This window comes from Clostridioides sp. ES-S-0190-01 (assembly GCF_020658275.1).
In the GTDB taxonomy this organism is placed as follows: domain Bacteria; phylum Bacillota; class Clostridia; order Peptostreptococcales; family Peptostreptococcaceae; genus Clostridioides.
This window is the reverse complement of the sequence record NZ_JACVWA010000015.1, coordinates 136,582-157,027: the sequence shown is the minus strand read 5'-3', so window position 1 is coordinate 157,027 and position 20,446 is coordinate 136,582. Positions and strand designations below refer to the sequence as shown.

The following is a 20,446-nucleotide window of genomic DNA, read 5'->3' as shown; positions in this document are numbered from 1 at the left end:
TAAAGATATCAAGTTTCGAGTTTATTAATAAAATAAAAGACAGGGAGGTAAGTTTCATGTTCTCAAAAATCCTAGTCAAAACATTTATCAAAGATAGTGAGAATGTTCAAGATAAAGTTGTTAGAAATAAGTATGGTTATGTAGCAGGAATAGTAGGCATAATATCTAATCTAGTTTTATTTATAGTAAAGGTTTCTATAGGTGTACTTACATCAAGTATAGCTATAATGGCTGATGCGTTTAATAATCTTTCTGATATGGCATCTTCAGCAATAACTATGATAGGGTTTAAACTAGCAAGTAAACCAGCTGACAAAGAACATCCTTTTGGGCATGGTAGAATAGAATATCTATCAGCATTAATAGTAGCTTTTATGGTTATGTTGGTTGGACTTCAATTTGTGAAATCGTCTATAGAAAGAATAACAAATCCAGTTCCTATAAAGTTTGAATTAGTACCACTGATACTTTTAATTGCATCTATAATGGTTAAAATATGGTTGAGTCGCTTTAATAAATTTATGGGAAATAAAATTAATTCATCAGCATTAAAAGCAGTGTCATTGGATGCTTTGGGAGATGTATTTACATCAAGTTGTGTAGTTATATCTTTTATTTTGGCTAGATTTACTGATTTACCTATAGATGGATATGTAGGTATTGTAGTATCATTAGTAATACTTTATGCAGGATTTTCTCTTGTAAAAGATACTATAAATCCTCTTCTTGGGGAAGCTCCAGATGAAGAAATGGTCAAATCTATTTTAGAATTATTATTATCTTATGAACATATAATAGGTACACATGATTTAATAATCCATAATTATGGAGTTGGAAGATGCATTGCATCTATACATGCAGAAATTCCAGCGAATATAGATATAATGGAAATTCATGAAATTATAGATACTGCTGAGAGAGAAATATCTGAAAAGTTGGATATATATTTGGTAATTCATATGGACCCTATATGCCTTGATGATGAAGAGGTTATATCATCAAAAAGAGAACTTGAAGAAATACTTAAGAAAAACAGCCTTATAAAATCTATGCATGATTTTAGGATAGTTGGAAAAGGAAGTAAGAAGAATTTAGTCTTTGATATAGTAGTTAATCCTTCTGAATTTTCTAAAGGTATGTCAGAAGAAGATCTAAAAGCAGATATAACAAAACTAGTTAAGGAGATGAATCCTGATTATAATTGTGTAATTGTTGTAGACAAGGATTTTATTTAATGATGATAAAAAAATAAAGGAAAAAAATGTAAAAAATATAGACAATAAAACATAGACATAATATAATGGATATATAACTGTATTTAATTTGAATATAATAATTTTTAATTATTTTTATAAAAAAATTATAGAGACGTTGAAGTATATCCTATTACTGGGCACCTTATGGGTATACAGAGTCAATGGTGCAACCGGCTATGAATATAAATTTTATTTATTTCATAGCTTTTTTTGTATAGTTTTTTGATAAAAAAAGTTAAATTATATTGGGTATTTATGGAATTTTACAAGAGTGTAAATAGATTAGAGGGGAGCAATCTATATGAAGAAAGGAAATAAAAAGGCATTATTAATCAGTTTAATTATGATTTTAAGTATGATAGTTACTACAATATATCCATCTGTATCTTATGCATCAGAATTAGAAGGCAGTGGGTCTATACAAAGCAATTCAAATAATTTACCAACTGGAGATGGAAAACAAGAAGAAAATAAGAAACCAGAACAGACTCCAGAGGGAGATAAGCAAGAAGAAAATAAGAAACCAGAACAGACTCCAGAAGGGGATAAACAAGAAGAAAATAAGAAGCCAGAGCAAACTCCAGAAGGAGATAAGCAAGAAGAAAATAAGAAGCCAGAGCAAACTCCAGAAGGGGATAAACAAGAGGAAAATAAGAAGCCAGAACAGACTCCAGAAGGAGATAAGCAAGAAGAAAATAAGAAGCCAGAGCAAACTCCAGAAGGAGAGAAACCAGAAGAAAACAAGAAACCAGAACAAACTTCGATAGAGGATGAAAATTTACTTAAGACTTTAGAAGAAGAACTTAATGAAGATAATGAAGACCACGGATTTATCGTAAAAATTAATAATGATGCAATAGAAACAGAGTCAATGAAAAAAATTACATTTAATTTAACTTATACTCCAACATCAAAAGGGATAAAAGCAGGTGACTCAATAACTTTTAAGGTTCCAGATGTATTTAATAAAGTTAATTTAGATTATACAAGTGAATGTTTTGATAAAACAGAGAGTAATGGAGAGTATACGCTTACATTTAGAGAATTACCTAATGGTCAAAGTGTAATGCAAGGAAAAATTGGATTAGAAGCATATGTGAATAAAGTTAATGAAGAAACAAGTGCCAAAATTCATATTGAAACTACTGGAAAGATAGAAAGTGGAAATGGAGATGTGGATATAGAAATAAAACCTGGCGATAAAGAAGACATTGAAGAAGCTAAAGGAACACTTAAGAAGTTTGTTGAAGGAAGAGAGTCAACTACTGTATTTATGCCAGTTAAAAATAAAGATGTAAATTATACTATACAAGTAAATGAAAAAGAAGAAGAATTAAAAGATATTACTTTATATGACGAACTCCCTGAAGGAATGACATTAATAAAAGATTCTGTAAGTATAGTAGCAAGCAATGGAAAAGAAGTAAGTGATTTTAATATTGAACAAGGTGAAAATTCTATTTCAGTTACTTTTGGAGATATAGATAAAGCGTATACTGTTAAGTATAAGGCTAGAATTAGTGATGAAAATGCAAAACATGGTAACAAATATAAGAATATAGCTAGATTAGAATCTGCAGGTAATAAAGTTCAAGAAGATGATGCTACTGTAAGTATATTTGATAGAGGAAATGATTGTCTTTTGACTAAGGGGCATTCAGGAGCAACAAATATTACTCAAGTAGGTCAAGTAATCAACTATCAGATTTCAATAAATGATGATAAATCACCAATAAGTAATGTGGTTATAACAGATAATATACCAGAAGGTATGAGATTAACTACTGCTGGAGAAGCTGGGCATGATTTTAGAGTTGTAGAAGTTCCAATGAATGGTGGCTGGACTCCTTGGAGTAAAGAAAAAATTGCAAATAATATTTCATATAAAACAGAAGAAAAAAGAAATGAAAGTGGGCAAGTAGAAAAAGTTATAACTGGATTTACAATTAATCTTAGTGAAGAAGAAGTAGAATCAAAGTTCTTTATAGCATATACATTAAAAGTTATTAGTATTGAAGATAGTTATACAAATAGAGCTGTTCTTGATGCGAATAATAGTCAAGTAGATAAAAGAGATGAGATAAGTTTTAAGAAGAACTCTGGATTAATAAGTGCCAAAAAAGAGGTTGATAAAAAGGTATTAGATGGAAATGATAACCAAATAGTTAAGTATAAAATAAACATGTCAACTTATGGTGTTTATGATGCAGGGCAAGTAAATATTTTAGATGAAGTAAATCCAACATTAAAAATATCTAATATAAAATACTCTGATAATCTTGAACTTAAAAAAGAAGCTGAAGATGGAAAAAATACTATAAGATTAGTAAATAAATATGAATTTAAGCAAATAAAAGAAGGTGAACCTGTACAAGGTTGGGTTACATTTGATGCAGATTTTATAGATGTAAAAGTAGGGGAGACCATACAAAATGTAGCTCAGATTAATGGTTCAAGTCCTCCTGGTGTAGAAACTACTAAACAAGGATATGCTTTTGAAGCTAAAAAGGTAGATAGTTCAGATAAAAGTGCTCTTGAAGGTGCAAAATTTAATTTGGAAAATACATTTGGAATAGTAGTAGTTAAGGATTTAGTTAGTAATGAAGATGGTATAATTGAATCTAGTGTCAAAAATCCAGGAACATATTATTTAGTGGAGACAATGGCTCCAAGTGGATATGAAAAATTAAAGGGTAAAATAAAGGTGGAAATTGATAGAAAAAATATTGGTAAAATTGTGGATATTGGGAATATAGAAAATGTAAAACAAGAAAATATTCCAGTAAATCCATCAGTACCACCAGGTACAGATGAACCAACAGTGAATCCACCAGTGCCACCAAGTACAGATAAGCCAAGTAAACCATCAAGACCATCTGATACAGAGGAAGCAACAATAAATCCACCAATACCACAATCAGAAAACGTGGTAAATCCTCCTATACCAGAGGTAGTAAATCCACCAATACCACCATCAGAAGATGTAATAGAAAAGCCTGTTAAACAAATTGTTCCAATACCAGAAGTAGTAAACCCACCAGTGCCACAGGAAAAGAATAATACAGTAAAAGATAATACTGTAGTAAATCCACCAGTGCCACCAAAGACAGGTGATAGTACTACAATTACTGTAGAAATACTTTTAGGATTAGGAGCTATTGTAGGACTTATTATATTGAGAAGAAAGAAAAACATCAATTAGACCCTAACATTATAAAAATATAAGTAATATTAAAAAATATCTTCTAAAACAATATTTTCAAGTGAGAATATTGTTAGAAGATATTTTTTTTTGGAGTATTATGTAAAAAAACAATCGTTTTTTAGAAGAAAAATCCAAAAAACTATAGACAAAGAGACAGATATAAGATATAATATAAATATAAAATTAAACGAGGCAAAACTAGGGAAACCTAGTCACGCAAAGCTATAGGGGCTAAAGTTTAAATAAACTACGCCAGCCAGTTGCCGAAAAGAGTAAAAATTTCTTTTTGTATATACAAAGATACTCTTGGGTATCTTTTTTATTTTGAAATTTATTACTCCCGGCCTAACTCAAAGGAGGGAATAATATGAAACCAAGTAAAAAATTATTAATCGCTATAATATCAATATTTTTAATAAGTTCAGTTCCAGTAAGTGCACATGCAGATAGTGCAACTTTAAAAAACAATAAAGAAACACTTAGTGAAATAGTGGTTCTTCCAAATGGAAATTACGATAAAAAAGAAGCTAATGCTATGATAAATAGACTTGCTAATATAGATGGAAAATATTTAAATGTATTAAAACAAGATAACTTAAAAATAAAATTATTAAGTGGAAAATTAACAGATGAAAAAGAATATGCTTATTTAAAAGGTGTAGTTCCTAAGGGATGGGAAAATACTGGTAAAACTTGGGATGATGTTCCTGGTTTAGGTGGAAGTACAGTAGCTCTTAGAATAGGATTTAGTAACAAAGGTAAAGGTCATGATGCAATAAACTTAGAATTACATGAAACAGCACACGCAGTAGACCATCTTGCATTAAATGATATTTCTAAATCAGCACAATTTAAACAAATATTTGCTAAAGAAGGACGTTCTTTAGGAAATGTAAATTATTTAGGTGTATATCCAGAAGAATTTTTTGCTGAGGCATTTGCATATTACTACTTAAATCAAGACACAAATAGTAAATTAAAAGCAGCTTGTCCACAAACTTATAGCTTTTTACAAAACTTAGCAAAATAGAAAATTTATATAAAAAAATTAAGAGATGCTAGTATGCTAGCATCTCTTTTATATTGCGTGAAAAACTAATTAATTTAATCTTATGTATATATTTATTACTGACTTTTATATAATGACTCAATATGTTTATTGTGAGATTGAGTTATTATTGTAGGTATAATAGAAACTATTGAACCAATCACTATCAATAGAATTCCTATAATCATATTAATAGGAATAAATTCTTTAAGAATTAGTAATGCCAATATTGGAGATATTACTGGCTTAAAGAAAAATACTAAAGATGTAAGGCTAGTAGATGTAGCTTCCATTGCCATAAAATAAAGTGCATAACCAACACCTGTAACAAATACAAATACGTAAATCATAGTAGGTATGTTGTGTAAGGTATAACCACTAAAAATAGGTATATTTGCAAATACATGTAGTCCTTTTTTATTTAATATATTTGATATAAAATTAATCCTAGTAAGTAGAACCAATACAAGCATTTCTAAACTACCAAATATAAAGCTGAAACAAGTCACAACTATTCCACCAAATTTTAACGTTTTTCTTTTACCAAAAACAGTGTACATTGAAAAAATAATGGCAGAAGATAGTGTTAAGAATATACCACTAAAAGTTAATTTTGTGTGCAGTGGATTTATAATAACTATAATTCCAAGGACTTCTAATATAAGTGAAATTATATTGTGCCTATAGATTTTTTCCTTTAGAATCAAATAAGCTAGAAGCATAACAAATACTGGATTACAACTAAATAAGACAGCAACTACAGATGCTTTTGTGTTTAGTACAGCTAACTGGTACAATGACATACTTACTACAACACACATAAAACCTAAAAAAGCAAAGTATTTTAAATCTGATTTTGTAATAGAAAGACTAAGGGATTTTAATCTTTTTATAGCAAAAGGTAATAAGACTAAGCCACCAACAAAAAATCTTGATAAGGTTATTTGTATGGGATTAAAGTCATTAGTAACTGTCTTTAGACTAATTTCCATTGAACTAAAAAATAGGGTAGTTAGTATTATATAAACATAACCTTTTTTCAAATCAAACACCTCCTTGTAATTTATACTAGTACTATAAGCTACAATATTCAAGTACATTGGTATAAAATGGTATATAAATATAAGCTATAAAATTATAAGCTACCTTAATATAGAATATAAAATTCTACACTAAGGTAGCTAATTATTTGTAATTAGATTTATTTAATTATTTTAAATTGTACAATTTAGCTAATTTTTCAAATGCTGGTAGAGAACTCTTAACTTTATCGTAAGATACACAGTATGATACTCTAAAGTGTCCTGGGCAACCAAAAGAAGAACCTGGAACCAATAGTAAATTAAATTGTTTAGCATCAGCACAGAATTTTTTATCATCTTCAATTGGAGCTTTTGGGAATAAATAGAATGTACCACTAGGTTTAACACAAGAAAATCCCATTTCTATTAAGCTATTATATAAAAGGTCAAAGTTCTTTTTGTAAATATTTACATCAACTTCTGCATCTAAGCTTCTTGCAATAACTCTTTGGAAAAGAGAAGGAGCATTTACAAATCCAAGTATTCTATTTGCAACATTTAATGAAGACATAACATCATCAAAATCATCCATTTCTCCATTAGCCACAATATATCCTATACGTTCACCAGGTAGAGACAATGATTTACTATAAGAGTATCCTATAAATGAATTTTTATAGTATTTTAATATACAAGGAACTTTAGCATCATCATAAATTATTTCTCTATATGGTTCATCAGAAATTAAATATATATTTGTATTAAATTCTTTTTGTTTTGTATCTAGTAATTCTCCAAGGTTTTTTAGCAATTCTTCAGAATAAATAACACCAGTAGGATTGTTTGGAGTGTTTATTATTAGAGCTCTTGTCTTTGCAGTAATAGCATTTTTTAGAGCATCTAAATCTGGTTCAAAAGTTTCTATATTTGTAGGGACTTCGATTAGTTTTCCATCATAGTTTTCTGTATAATTTTTATATTCACCAAAATATGGTGCAAAAGCAATAACTTCGTCATCAGGATTTAAAAGAGTTTTTAAAATGATATTTAGCCCACCAGCAGCTCCACAAGTCATAACTAAGTTATCTCTTGTAAGGTTTAATCCATTTTTTTTATTTATGTGGCTGGCAATAGCATCTCTTACATCTTCATATCCTGAGTTGTTCATATATCCATGAACTAGATTTGGAGATTCTTCATTTAAAATATCGCTTATAACTGCTTTAATAGTTTCTGGAGGCTCAACACTTGGATTTCCTATACTAAAATCAAAAACATTTTCTTCTCCGTATATATCGGAAAGTTTTTTTCCCTCTTCAAACATGGCTCTTATAACAGAGCTGTTTGCAACTAAAGTTTGCATTTTATTAGATATCATATGTAACACTCCCTTTTATAGATTTATATTGCTTATGTATATATTACCATATTTTTACTGAATTTAGACAATTTTCGAAAAATTATTTGCTTGAAAATATAAACTTTTATATAAAATATATTTATGTATGATGTATATAAAAAATTACAAATTCTAACCAAAGAAGAATTATATTTTATGATAATTTTATAAGGTAGTATAAAATTATACAGTTATAAGGCAAAATATTCTTGACTGTATCAAGTATTTAATATAATATAGTTGATATAGTCAAATATATTATATTAGAATTATAGAGGGGAAATTAAAAATGGATTTTAAAAATTTACAGAATGAGAGTTTATCGTATATTATTTGTTATTTACAAAGGAACTTTAAACTTTATTGTGAAAAATGTCTAAAGCCATATAAGCTTACGAATGGTCTATATTTTTATTTAATTTATATCAATAAGAATAGGAATTGTTCTTTGAATGATATTTCGACAGAATTCGAGGTGGATAAAGCTCATACTACAAGAACTATCTCTAGATTAGAACAAGATGGTTACATAGAAAAGATTCAAAACCCTAATGATAGTAGAGCTTTTCAATTGAGAGTAACAGATAAGGGTGAAGAAGTACTGGGAGATATAAAAAACATATTTTCAAAGTGGGATAGTAATATAAAAAAAGAGTTTTTGGATGAAGAATACAAAGAATTAGTAAAGAAATTACATACAGTAAAAGATATAAAGGCAACAGTGGAGGAAGAATAGGATGTATAGCAACTTATTAAAGTCAATTAAAATTGGAAACTTAGAATTAAAAAATAGAGTATCTTTTGCACCTACAAGTATGGGTCTTAATCTGGAAGAACGAATTAACAAGCTTTGTAAAATTGCTAAATCAGGAGTAGCTTTAATTACTATAGGAGATGTATCAGTTAGACCTAGTTTTCATAAAATGGCTTTAAGCTTATCCAATGAAGATGGAATTAGAGAGTATAAAAAAATTGTAGATGCAATACATGATTCAGGGGCGAAAGTTTCAGCACAAATATTTTGTTCAGATTATGACATAAATTTAATCAGAAATACTATGAAATCGGGAATTACTTCACATGACGAAATAAAAAAAATTATGGATGATGGAGTAAAGGATTATGTAACAAATATGACAAAAGAAGAAATAAAAAATATTATAGAGTTGTTTAGAGTAACAGCATTGAATGCAAAAAAAGCAGGATTTGATATGATTCAAATTCATGGAGATAGACTTATAGGAAGCTTTTCATCCAGTATATACAACAGTAGAACTGATGAATATGGTGGAAGTTATGATAATAGAAGTAGATTTGCAAGTGAAATAATTAGTAGTATTCGTAATAATATAAAGGATGTTCCAATAGACTATAAACTTGCAATTAGACAAGAAAATCCTCATTATGGCAATGCAGGAGTTTTATTTTCTGAAGTAGAGCATTTTGTAAAAAAATTTGAATCACTTGGAGTAAATAGTTTTCATGTAACATTAGCAAATCATTCCAAATTAGAAGACACCATACCAGTTAATAATCATCCTTATTTTAAAGATGAAGGATGCTTTTTGTATTTAGCTGATGAAGTTAAAAAACACACAAACCTTCCAGTTTGTGGTGTTGGCAAGCTATCTAGTCCAGACTTCATAGAAAGTGTTATATCAAATAACAGAGTAGATATGGTTGCTATGTCGAGACAACTATTGGCAGACAGTGATTGGTTGCAGAAAGTAAGAGAGGAAAGAGTAGATGATATCAAGAAGTGTTGCTACTGCAATAAAAAATGTGCAGATGCATTACAGACACATTCTCAATTTGGTTGTATATTAGATTAATAAAATCTTATAGTAATTGAAAATTTAATGGTATTAAGAAATTTTAGATAAATACTTAACATATAGGAGGATATATCATGAAAAGTTTAATTTTATATTCAAGTTTAACTGGAAATACTAAAAAAATTGCTCAATCTATATATGATGCAATGCAAGGCGAAAAAGAAATTAAAAATATCAGTGAAGTAACTGATAATAATGTTGACTATGAAAAATATGATATAATATTCTTGGGATATTGGGTAGATAAGGGTATTTGTGATAAAAATTCAAAACTAGTCTTTGAAAATATTCACAACAAAAAGCTAGCTTTATTTGGAACAATGGGAGCAAGTACAAAGGGTAACTATGGAATTAACATTATGGACAAAGTGAAAGATGTCTTTTCGAAAGACAATGAAATAGTTGGGTCATTTATATGCCAAGGAAAGATTGCAGAAGGTTTAAAGGTAAAATATGAAGAAATGCTAAAACTTCATCCTGAAAATGAACATATTCGTGAGCAATTAAAAGGTCATGAAGAGTCTCAAAGTCATCCAGATGAGCAAGATGTATCTGAAGCTGTTAGATTTACAAAAGATATAATGGCTAAAGTTAGTGATATGTAATAGTTTAAATTAGATAGAAAGGGAGTTTGCAATATGAAAGAGAGTAACGATATTATAATTTCAGTTGGCTCTAAGCAAAGACTGCAAAATACAATTGCAATAAAACTTTGTTTAGAGCCTAATAGATAAAGATAATATTTAGGCTAAATTGTTTTTGTGCAGTCTTTGCTTTTATTTACAATTAAAAATGTAGATGGGAGCAGAGTATTATGAAGTATGAAAAAGCACAAAATATATTGCCAGAAGAGATACTTGAATTAATTCAAGAATATACAGATAGTATTTATTTATATATACCACGAAAGTCTGAAAATAAAAAAGCTTGGGGCGAAAATAGTGGTTCAAGAAATATCTTGAAAGAAAGAAATAGGGAAATACTTGATAAGTACAATAAAGGTATTTCTGTTAAAGAACTTACAAAAGACTATTATTTAACGGAGCATAGTATAAGACGAATAATCAGAGAAGAAAAAAGTGATTGAAAATAGAATATTAATGTTCTAAAGATAGATTTATATAACAAAAAATTAAGAAGAGACTTTTTAACAAAGTCTCTTTTTTCGTACAAAATTAGTACAGATTTGTTTATGAACTTGAGGGATAATCTATTTAAATGATATGATTTTATTGAGGAATTTCTAAATTTTAAGAAGAGGAATAGAACAATGAGTATTTTAAATGTAAATAATATAAGTTATGGGTTTGGAGATAGAACATTATTTAAAGACATATCTTTTAGATTGTTAAGAGGAGAGCATGTAGGTCTTGTTGGAAAAAATGGCGAGGGAAAATCTACATTTATGAATATAATAACAGGTCAGCTAATTCCAGATAGTGGTGATATACAATGGAGTAGTAAAGTAAGAGTTGGATATATGGATCAACACACTAAACTAGAAAAAGGTAATACAATAAAAGATATTTTAAGAGAATCTTTTAAGGAACTTTTTTATATGGAAAGTGAAATGAATAGCATATACAGTAAAATGGGAGAAATGAATGAACATGAGATAAATAAGTCTCTTGAAAAAGTTGCAAATATACAAGAATTTTTAAATAACAATGAATTTTACAATATTGATTCAAAGATAGATTCAATTGCCCTAGGTCTTGGGTTTAGACATATTGGACTTGATAGAGATGTTTCAGAATTGAGTGGAGGTCAAAGAACAAAGGTATTATTAGGCAAATTATTATTAGATGAACCAGATATATTGCTTTTAGATGAACCTACAAACTATTTGGATGAAGAACATATAGAATGGTTAAGAAAATATCTTCAAAATTATGAAAATGCATTCATATTGATATCACATGATTTGGAGTTTTTAAATAGTGTTGTGAATGTGGTGTGTCATCTTGAAAATATGACATTGACAAGATATATTGGTAATTATGAAAATTTTCAAAAGATGTATAAAGAAAACAAGAGAAATTTAAGAATAGCTCAAGAAAAACAAATTAGAGAAATATCAAAGATAGAAGAATATATTGCAAAAAATAAAGTTAGAGCATCAACCAGTAAGATGGCAAAATCAAGACAGAAAAAATTAGATAAAATAGAAAGAATAAGTATATCAAAGGAAAAAGTAAGACCTCACTTTGACTTTAAAATATCCAAAAAATCTGGGAAAATGATATTTGAAGCTAAGAACTTAGTTATAGGATATGAAACAGCATTAAGTAAACCTATAAATTTAATTATGGAAAGAGGAGAAAAGATAGCTTTAATAGGTGTAAATGGTATAGGAAAATCAACCTTATTAAAAAGCTTGATTGGAATAAATAAACCAATAAGTGGAAGTATTGAAGTAGGAGAAGAACAAAATGTTGGATATTTTGAACAGGAAGTTAAAGAAACAAGTGATAAAAAACTTATTGATGAGGTGTGGTATGAATTTTCAACATACACAAGATATGAAATAAGAAAAATGCTATCAAGATGTGGTTTAACTAATCAACATATAGAAAGCAAGCTTTCTATATTAAGTGGTGGAGAACAAGCTAAAGTAAGGTTATGTAAACTTATAAATAATCCTAGTAATATATTAATACTAGATGAGCCAACAAACCACTTAGATTCTGAAGCAAAGGAAGAACTAAAAAAAGCTTTAATATCATATGAAGGCAGTATAATTTTAGTCTGCCATGAGCCAGAGTTTTATAATGATATAGTTAATAAAATTTGGGATTGTGAGAAGTGGGCAATTAATTATTTAATATGATAGAAAATCTTATACGACTTGTTATATCTTTTATCAATTTTAATATAAGACAGGCTAATTTGACTTTTGGACTGAGAAAGATATGAAAAGACTAAATTAATAGAAAGGCATGGCATTTATTTGCGATGCCTTTTTTAATAGAATCAAAAAAATGATAAAAATACTTGACTGTAAACCATGTTTATACTGTATCTTATATAATAATCAAGCAGTTTTAGATACACACAAGGAGGAGATTATTACAAAGTGTGGTATTATTGAGAATGGAATATTGGCGAATCAAATAATGAAATAAAACATTAAAGAAGACTTAGAGTAATAAAAAAGAAAGATATTAGGTAATTCAATAAATCGAAAGGTGGTGTTTAAAAATGACAATTAAAGAAGTTGAAGAAAAAACTGGACTAACACGTTCTAATATTCGATTTTATGAGAAAGAAATGCTAATTCAGCCCATTCGTAATGAGAGTAATGGTTATAGAGAGTATTCAGATGAAAATATAGAGGACATCAAAAAAATTGCATATTTACGTACATTAGGGATTTCTATTGATGATATTCGTAATATTATACTTCAGCAAATATCTTTATATGAGATTGTTGAAAAACAGGAACAAGTTCTCAAAACTCAAATATATGATTTGGAAAATGCAAAAACTATGTGTGAAAAAATGCTTAAATTTAATGAACTAAGTTATCTAAATTTAAAAGTAGAAGAATATATAACTGAGATACCAGAATATTGGAATGAAAATAAACATACTTTAAAACTGGACTCTGTAAGTTTCTTATATATGTGGGGAGGAAATATTACATGGGGAATTATAACCATTGCTTGTTTACTGATTGCAATCATAGCATTTCCAAAACTGCCAACTCAAATTCCTGTGCAATGGAATAATGGTGTAGCCAATAGTGTAGATAAAAAATTTATTTATGCTTATCCAATTATTTGTGTTGTATTCAGATTTATTTTACGTCCATTTACATGTAGATGGTTACAAATACGAGTTTTCTATAGTGATACTATTGCAGATTATTTGACGAACTTTTTATGTTTTGTAGCTTTATCCGTAGAAGTATTCTCAATATTTTTTGTCTACAATATTGTCAAGAACGTTACAGTTATTCTTTTTGTAGATACCTGTGTATTTATGATTTTATTACTAGTAGGATGGAATAAAATATACCAAAAAACAAGCAACTCTCAAAAAATGAGTAAGGAGTGAACTTACTTTCCATAAAGAATTTAGGGTACGTGCTAAGGTACATTTTCCATGTTGATGAAGTAAGATAAAAGTAAAAGCTTACTTTAGCATCATTTGTTTAAATTTTGATAGCGAAATAAAAAAGAATGCCAGAGTTGATAAAAATATAGTGTTTATGAGGATTCTGGCATTTTGTATATTCATATTTAAAAACTTTGCTTATTGAAAATCAGTGGAAAATTATTATTTTTATTGGAAAAGCTAATAATTCAGACTTCAATCTCTACATGTTATCTCTCTACATATTATCTAAAAAAGCTAAGAAATCAACTTTGTATATTTTTCGTGGTCTACCTCTTTGATTATCCAGTTTTGTGTTTACAATAGTTGCAATACCAGCCTTATATAAGATACTTAGGATTCTATTTGCACTTCTAAGAGTTATATTCATATAGTCTGATAATATTTCTGCTGATACATTATTTGAATTTCTATCATTAATCATACTCATAATTTTAGATACATTTACATTAGATAAAGGAATGAAAGAAGCAACTTTATTAGCTATTGAACTTTCTTCCAGGTCATTAGAATTTTTATTTGAATATAAAGGTCCTATTATATTATTAGTGTCATTTACTATAAACGTACAATTTCCACCTAGAGAAGCTGATTTACTATTTGCCTGACGAGCGTTCTGTTCTGCATGAATATTTGTGTTGCCAATTCCCCAACCAATATTTAAGCTATACTTGATTTCTTTTAAGTCTTCTGAAATAAAAAATTCTGTATAATCCTTAGTCATATTATTTAGCATTTCTTTAGTAGTATGTATTTCTATTTTCATGTCATTTTTTTTGACTTGAACTCCATAGAACCCATTTCTTGATAAAGAATTTAAGATAGTATTGTATATTTGATTTTGTATCTCATCATTTTTAAATATTAGGTCATCATTTATATACTCTGAGCTATTTATTGTGACTATACAAGTTGCAGATTTATTTTTATCTAAATTTTTTAATGTTATTTCGTTTATTACAGATTTAAATGTGTTTAAGATTGATTCAGTAGATGGCACCATATAAATACAATCATATCCAAGTCTATTTAATTCACAATTAATTATATAATTTCTAGTAATAGAAAGGTTAATCTTATTATTTTTTAATAAATCTAAGTGTATCTCCAATAATTTATCATTTAATTTTTTAAAGTCATATACAGGTTGAGGAATATTGAAATCTCTAATTGTATATGGACAGTTTTTAGAATCTATCAATGAATAGATGTCATAATAGTTATTATCTTCTCTTAAAAAATCAATAAATGATTTTGTAAAATCAATCTCTCTTTTACTATTTAATAGTTTAAATAAGTATTTATAAAAATCTCTTTCATCAAGCTTTAAGAAACTTAATGGGACCTTTATATCCTCTATATTTATTATAAGCTCACTATATGGAATTAGACCACTACAAACAAATCCATCAAAATTATCTACTTGTTCATTATATATATTTGGCAAATTACTAAAAGGATTTTCACCTTTTAGTTCAATGTATGTAATTTCGCAAATATCTTTTAATTCTTCGAGAGCTTGTTTAAAGTTATCTGCCATAAAATAAGATGTTGTTAAAAAGCCAATCTTATATTTCATAAAACCTCCTTTAAAATTTCGAAAGTATTGTAACTAATTATCAATTTATAACCTCATTTTATAATAGTAGATAAAAAGCGTCAATTTATTTTACAAAGTAAAAATTAAAAGAAAAATCAGAAAATAAAAAATATACTGAAAAAATGTTGACTGATGAAAATAATTGTGTTATTTTGTAATTAAGGACTAGTCTTTTAAAATTTCTTAAAGTATAAACTCAGCTTTTAGGAAAAAAATTTTATTCAAAAATAAAGGAGATTATTATGATTACATATTTAAAGGAGATTTCTAAATTTGTTGACGAGAATAGAGAAGAAATCATTTCACTGTGGAAAGAGATTGTTAATATTGAAAGCTATACAAACTGTAAAGAGAGTGTAAATAAATTGGCTGATAGATTAAAATGTGAGTTTGAAAAAGAAGGATTAGATTGTGATTTAATAGATGCTGGAAATAATGGCAGTACATTAATAGGTACACTTGGTTCTAACAGAAATAAGAAACCAATAATTTTTTCAGGGCATATGGATACTGTCTTTGAAATAGGTACATTTGGAGAAAATTCATTTAAAATAATGGAAGGAAAAGCATATGGGCCAGGTGTGTTAGATATGAAAGGTGGAATAGTAATTTCTTTATACGTTATCAAGGCTTTAAATAAGATAGGATACAAAGATAGACCAATAAAAATAGTCTTTTCAGGTGATGAAGAGATAGGACATAAGGATTCAAACGGAGGAGACATTATATTAAAAGAAGCAAAAGGTGGTCTATGTGCATTTAATATGGAAACTGGGTTGGTAGATAATAGCTTATGTGTAGGTAGAAAAGGAAGAATCGGGTGTAATATAAATGTAAAAGGTGTAGAAACACATGCAGGAAATGATTTTGAAGGTGGAAGAAATGCAATAGAAGAAATGGCTAATAAGATATTACAAATACAAAAATTGACTAATCTTGAAGTTGGGACTACAGCAAGTGTAAGTATAATTAAAGGAGGAAGAGTATCAAATTCTATTCCTGAAGATTGTAGTATAGAAGTAGACCTTAGATTTGAAAAAGTAGAAGAAATGGAGAATGTTAAAAAAAGAATTCAAGAAATATGTGAAGATACTTACATAGAAGGAACCTCTACACATGTTGATTTTGTAAGTGAAATGATGCCATTTGAAACTACAGAGGATGTTATGAAGTTTCATAAATTTGTAAATACAGTATCAAAAGAAAATGGGTTTGGTGAAATAAATTCTAAGAGACTTGGAGGAAGTTCAGATGCTAGCTATTTAACTATTGCAAACGTTCCTGCGATATGTTCTTTTGGAGTAAAAGGAGAATGGAATCATACCTCAAGAGAATATGCATTAGTAGATTCTATGTTTGAAAGGGTAAAATTGATTTCTACAATTGTTTTAAATTTAGATAAATTTGATATATAAAAGGGGGATTTTATATGGATACAACAGCTGGAGATAATAAGGTAACATGGAAAGGATATATGTCTTTATTTGTATTGATAATACTATTTTCTGGTATTTTTAAGGAGAGTCAAGGATTTCTAAAAGCTTTAGACTTTGCTAACTTAACTGGCTCATTTGGTACTATTTCAGATGGCGTAGACTTTATGGGAAAGAGTGGAACTGGTGCAAAGGATGGTTTTTTATTTGCACTTACTTTAATACCAACTGTGTGTTTTGCTGTAGGACTTATTGATGTAGTTGAATCTATGGGAGGGATGAAAGCTGCATCAAAAATATTTAATCCATTACTTAAACCTTTACTTGGGATACCTGGAATAGCGGGTATAGCATTTGTATCTTCATTTACTAGTTCAGATGTAGCCTCAATAATGACAAAAGAATTATGTGAAAGCGGAGAAATAACGGATGATGAAAGAACTATATTTGTAGCTTATCAATATGCTGGTTCAGCAGTTATATTAAATACAATAAGTACTCAAGCGCCACTTTTGCCAATAGCATTATTGGCATTAGGTCCAATAATACTTATAGAGATATTCTGTAAAATACTTGGTGCCAATCTAGTTAGACTAATTATAAATATAAAAAATAAAAAGAATAAAAATAAGGAGGCTGCGTAATATGAGTCAACAAAATACTGGAAGTACAATTGTAAATAGTAAACCAAAAAAAACTGTTGTTGAAACATTTATGGGAGGCGCAAAAAAAGGTTTTTACATAGGTGTTGAACAAATATTGCCAGCCATGATAATGGGGTATGTAATAGTACAATTTCTACAATTGACTGGTATAGTTGATATTTTAGGAAATGTTTTTGGTCCAGTAATGGGGATTTTTGGACTACCTGGAGAATCAGTCGTAGTTTTGATAGCGGCTTTCTTTGCTAAGGCAGCAGGAGCAGCTACAGCCGCAAATTTATTTGCGCAAGGTATAATTACAGCATCACAAGCAACTATTTTGATTATGCCATGTATGTTAATGGGTACTCTAGTTGGTCATTACGCTAGAATAGTTCTTGTAGCTAATACTAGCACTAAGTATAGAATGTTACTATTAGCAGTTCCTATATTTGATGCAGTGGTAGGTATGTTGATAGTTAGAGTTTTACTTACTTTTATGGGATTAATGTAAAAATTAAATAAAACTAACATAATAATGTCATGATGATGTACTAATTAAAAAATGATATGTTAATTAAAAAAGAAGTTTACTAGTATAGTAGTAAACTTCTTTTAGATTTTCTATGTTTTTAGAGCTTTTTTTTAAAACTTTCTATGTTTTGTTTTAATATCTTTAAATCAACAATAAATTAAATTCATTTTTAGTTAATATCAATATAAATTTATTATGATTTTATTTTTAAAGTACAATATGTTTTGAATTTTCACGTATATCTACTTCAATGACTTTTTCTATTGTATCTCCTCTAAAGCCTAGTAAATTACTTGTTAAGTTTGCAGTAGAACAAGAGTGGTTAGGTATGATTCTTATCCTATCACCTATTTTTATATTAGTTTTTCCATTTACTTTAATTTTGCCAACTTCTTCTGAAAGTGAATCAATAATAAGTTCTGGATGTCCACAAACTATACCATAGCCAACAATACTACTATTTCCATGAGCACCCTTATCTAGTCCAAGGCATTTACTTCCACAATCAACTAAATAATATCCATCACTATTTTTTGATATTACAGTACATACAACAGTAAGAGCACACATCTTTTCAGTAGCACATCCTAAAGCTATTTGTATAGCATCATAATATACATAGTTTCCAGGTCTTACAGCAGTGATAGTTTTAGAAGTAGCTTCAGTTTCAACTGTTGGAGTGCTTCCAGAAGCTACAATATCTATATTAAATCCATTATCAGTTAATAATTTAGATGCTTTTTCCATAGCAGAATTTTCTTGAACACAAACATCTGGTACACCTTCTGGAGAACTGCAACCGTATACTTGACCTGGATGTGAGCTTATTCCAACAATCTTTATACTTTCTAGTTTTGAAATTTCAATAGCAAGTTCTACTACTTTTTCTGGTTTAACACCAAAACGGTGTAATCCGCAATCTACAATAAGAAGTAGTTTACATTCAATTTTAGCTAGAGAAAAAGCCTTGCTGTAAGCTCTTGCACATTCTATATTATCTGTAGCACATATTAAATTTATTTTTGAAGCCATGGTTACTACCCTATTTATATTTGCATCTCCCATGTAAGGGTAAGCCAACATAATATCTTTAAAGCCAGCATTTATCAAAGCTTCAGCTTCATCAAGAGTTCCAACAAGAAATCCAGTAGCACCTGTATCTTTTTGAAGTTTTGCAATATATGTACTTTTATGAGTTTTAAGCATAGGCCAAAGCTGTTTGTTATTCTTTGTACAAATTTCTTGTATTGTATTTATATTTTCTTCTAACTGGTCTAAATCTAGTAAAAAGCTTGGTGTAGCAATTTCTGAAATTTTCATATTGTTTACCACCTTTCAATAAAAATAAAATCAATCACAGGTCTTAATTTTACGATATTAATAAATATTATGATAAGATTAATTTTATAATATAAATATCTTCTAATTATATTATAGAACCAGTATGAGGTTAGAGCAATATTTATTTAGATTAATTAGAATTTTCAATATATTTATTGGTTATCAAATTATGTAACTATTAAACTGTATATATAATAATGTTTTATTTTTGTGGTTTTACTTAAAACTGTTTGAGTTTTATTTAATAGGGTATTTTAAATAAGTAAAAATTTTATTTCAGCATAAAAAACTTATATTATAAATTTTGGAGGTAGCAAATATGAGAAAAGTGGTACTTTATATTGCAATGAGTTTAGATGGTTATATAGCAGAAGAAGATGGTAGTGTAGCTTTTTTAGATGAAGTAGCTTCAGATTCTCAACAGGAAGATTATAATACTTTTTACGATACAATTGATACAGTTATTATGGGAAATTCAACATATACACAAATAATAAATGAACTAAGCCCAAATGAATGGTTTTATAAAGGGAAAGAATGTTATGTGTATTCAAAGACTACTAGTGGAGTTAATGAAAATGTAAAGTATACCAATTTGGAACCTAAAAAACTAATTGAGCAAATTAGAGCAGAGAAAAATGGGAAAGATATCTGGATAATTGGAGGAAGTGAAATAGTAGAATTATTTACAAAAGATAATCTAATTGATGATTATTTTGTATATGTATTGCCAATAATATTAGGTAGAGGAATTCCATTATTTAAAGCTGGAATACAGAGAACAAACTTAAATCTTAAAAAGGTTAGTAATATAGAACAACTTGTAAAATTAGAATATAGTAAAAAACAAGTATAAAGTATGTGCTGGCTTGTTATCATTTTATAAAATAAAGTATTTAAAAGCTTAAATTATATATAAATTGACATTACTTGTCAAATATGGTAACATAGAAGCGACTTATCGGAGGGTGTATTAAAAAGAATATGCTGGAGAAGAGAGTGCACTAACTCT

At 28.3% G+C, this 20,446-nt stretch carries 17 protein-coding genes and 2 riboswitches; of the genes, 13 read left to right on the top strand and 4 right to left on the bottom strand.

All coding sequences use genetic code 11. The features are described 5' to 3' along the window. Positions 1 to 56: 56 nt before the first annotated feature. The 3 genes from IC214_RS04225 (at position 57) to IC214_RS04215 (ending at position 5,491) form a co-directional block, all read left to right on the top strand. Positions 57 to 1,235, top strand: coding sequence for a cation diffusion facilitator family transporter (locus IC214_RS04225; protein ID WP_227824321.1), 1,179 nt, complete (start codon positions 57 to 59; stop codon positions 1,233 to 1,235). A gap of 120 nt (positions 1,236 to 1,355) precedes the next feature. After that, a riboswitch (cyclic di-GMP riboswitch) is annotated at positions 1,356 to 1,441 on the top strand. 116 nt (positions 1,442 to 1,557) lie between these two features. Next, entirely contained in the window at positions 1,558 to 4,458 is a 2,901-nt protein-coding gene (locus tag IC214_RS04220; protein ID WP_227866271.1) for an SrtB-anchored collagen-binding adhesin, read from the top strand. A gap of 184 nt (positions 4,459 to 4,642) precedes the next feature. Then, a riboswitch (cyclic di-GMP riboswitch) is annotated at positions 4,643 to 4,729 on the top strand. A gap of 99 nt (positions 4,730 to 4,828) precedes the next feature. Further along, positions 4,829 to 5,491 carry an anthrax toxin lethal factor-related metalloendopeptidase gene (locus IC214_RS04215; protein WP_227434400.1) on the top strand — a complete coding sequence of 221 codons (663 nt, stop codon included), beginning with the start codon at positions 4,829 to 4,831 and terminating at the stop codon, positions 5,489 to 5,491. 95 nt (positions 5,492 to 5,586) lie between these two features. Here IC214_RS04215 and IC214_RS04210 read toward each other — a convergent pair whose 3' ends face one another. Beyond that, positions 5,587 to 6,552 carry a DMT family transporter gene (locus tag IC214_RS04210; RefSeq protein ID WP_227482084.1) on the bottom strand — a complete coding sequence of 322 codons (966 nt, stop codon included), beginning with the start codon at positions 6,550 to 6,552 and terminating at the stop codon, positions 5,587 to 5,589. 166 nt (positions 6,553 to 6,718) lie between these two features. Beyond that, positions 6,719 to 7,909, bottom strand: a complete 1,191-nt coding sequence (locus tag IC214_RS04205; RefSeq protein ID WP_227482085.1) for a pyridoxal phosphate-dependent aminotransferase — start codon at positions 7,907 to 7,909, stop codon at positions 6,719 to 6,721. A gap of 310 nt (positions 7,910 to 8,219) precedes the next feature. Here IC214_RS04205 and bilQ point away from each other — a divergent pair, with 310 nt between their 5' ends. The 6 genes from bilQ to IC214_RS04175 all read left to right on the top strand — a co-directional run bounded on the left by bilQ (position 8,220) and on the right by IC214_RS04175 (position 13,824). Continuing rightward, on the top strand, positions 8,220 to 8,666 hold the full coding sequence (gene bilQ / locus IC214_RS04200; RefSeq protein WP_227434403.1) for a bilirubin utilization transcriptional regulator BilQ: 447 nt from the start codon (positions 8,220 to 8,222) through the stop codon (positions 8,664 to 8,666). A gap of 1 nt (position 8,667) precedes the next feature. Next, positions 8,668 to 9,762, top strand: coding sequence for a bilirubin reductase (gene bilR / locus IC214_RS04195; RefSeq protein WP_227482086.1), 1,095 nt, complete (start codon positions 8,668 to 8,670; stop codon positions 9,760 to 9,762). 77 nt (positions 9,763 to 9,839) lie between these two features. Beyond that, positions 9,840 to 10,370 (top strand): flavodoxin family protein BilS, encoded by a 531-nt coding sequence (gene bilS / locus IC214_RS04190; RefSeq protein WP_227482087.1) that lies wholly within the window; start codon positions 9,840 to 9,842, stop codon positions 10,368 to 10,370. Positions 10,371 to 10,579: 209 nt separating this feature from the next. Continuing rightward, positions 10,580 to 10,852, top strand: coding sequence for a CD3324 family protein (locus IC214_RS04185; protein WP_227866269.1), 273 nt, complete (start codon positions 10,580 to 10,582; stop codon positions 10,850 to 10,852). A 183-nt stretch (positions 10,853 to 11,035) separates the two neighbouring features. Further along, complete coding sequence (locus IC214_RS04180) at positions 11,036 to 12,595, top strand: ABC-F family ATP-binding cassette domain-containing protein (protein WP_227866268.1); 1,560 nt, start codon at positions 11,036 to 11,038, stop codon at positions 12,593 to 12,595. 371 nt (positions 12,596 to 12,966) lie between these two features. Beyond that, the gene (locus tag IC214_RS04175) at positions 12,967 to 13,824 is read left to right on the top strand and encodes a MerR family transcriptional regulator (protein ID WP_227851165.1); all 858 of its coding nucleotides are present in this window, start codon (positions 12,967 to 12,969) and stop codon (positions 13,822 to 13,824) included. Between the two features lie 277 nt (positions 13,825 to 14,101). Here the strand turns inward: IC214_RS04175 and IC214_RS04170 are convergent, their stop codons facing one another. Next, positions 14,102 to 15,463 carry a hypothetical protein gene (locus tag IC214_RS04170; protein WP_227434409.1) on the bottom strand — a complete coding sequence of 454 codons (1,362 nt, stop codon included), beginning with the start codon at positions 15,461 to 15,463 and terminating at the stop codon, positions 14,102 to 14,104. Between the two features lie 263 nt (positions 15,464 to 15,726). Between IC214_RS04170 and IC214_RS04165 the strand changes: the two genes are divergently transcribed. The 3 genes from IC214_RS04165 to IC214_RS04155 are packed head-to-tail and all read left to right on the top strand — an operon-like array spanning position 15,727 to position 18,072. Continuing rightward, complete coding sequence (locus tag IC214_RS04165; RefSeq protein ID WP_227866267.1) at positions 15,727 to 16,899, top strand: M20 family metallopeptidase; 1,173 nt, start codon at positions 15,727 to 15,729, stop codon at positions 16,897 to 16,899. Positions 16,900 to 16,913: 14 nt separating this feature from the next. Continuing rightward, entirely contained in the window at positions 16,914 to 17,561 is a 648-nt protein-coding gene (locus IC214_RS04160; protein WP_227866265.1) for a nucleoside recognition domain-containing protein, read from the top strand. A 1-nt stretch (position 17,562) separates the two neighbouring features. Further along, the gene (locus IC214_RS04155) at positions 17,563 to 18,072 is read left to right on the top strand and encodes a YjiG family protein (RefSeq protein WP_227866263.1); all 510 of its coding nucleotides are present in this window, start codon (positions 17,563 to 17,565) and stop codon (positions 18,070 to 18,072) included. Between the two features lie 228 nt (positions 18,073 to 18,300). Here IC214_RS04155 and IC214_RS04150 read toward each other — a convergent pair whose 3' ends face one another. Continuing rightward, positions 18,301 to 19,413, bottom strand: coding sequence for an alanine racemase (locus tag IC214_RS04150; protein ID WP_227434413.1), 1,113 nt, complete (start codon positions 19,411 to 19,413; stop codon positions 18,301 to 18,303). A gap of 340 nt (positions 19,414 to 19,753) precedes the next feature. On the opposite strand from IC214_RS04150, the gene IC214_RS04145 reads away from it, so the two are divergent. Next, positions 19,754 to 20,290, top strand: coding sequence for a dihydrofolate reductase family protein (locus IC214_RS04145; protein ID WP_227434414.1), 537 nt, complete (start codon positions 19,754 to 19,756; stop codon positions 20,288 to 20,290). The last annotated feature ends 156 nt before the right edge of the window (positions 20,291 to 20,446 follow it).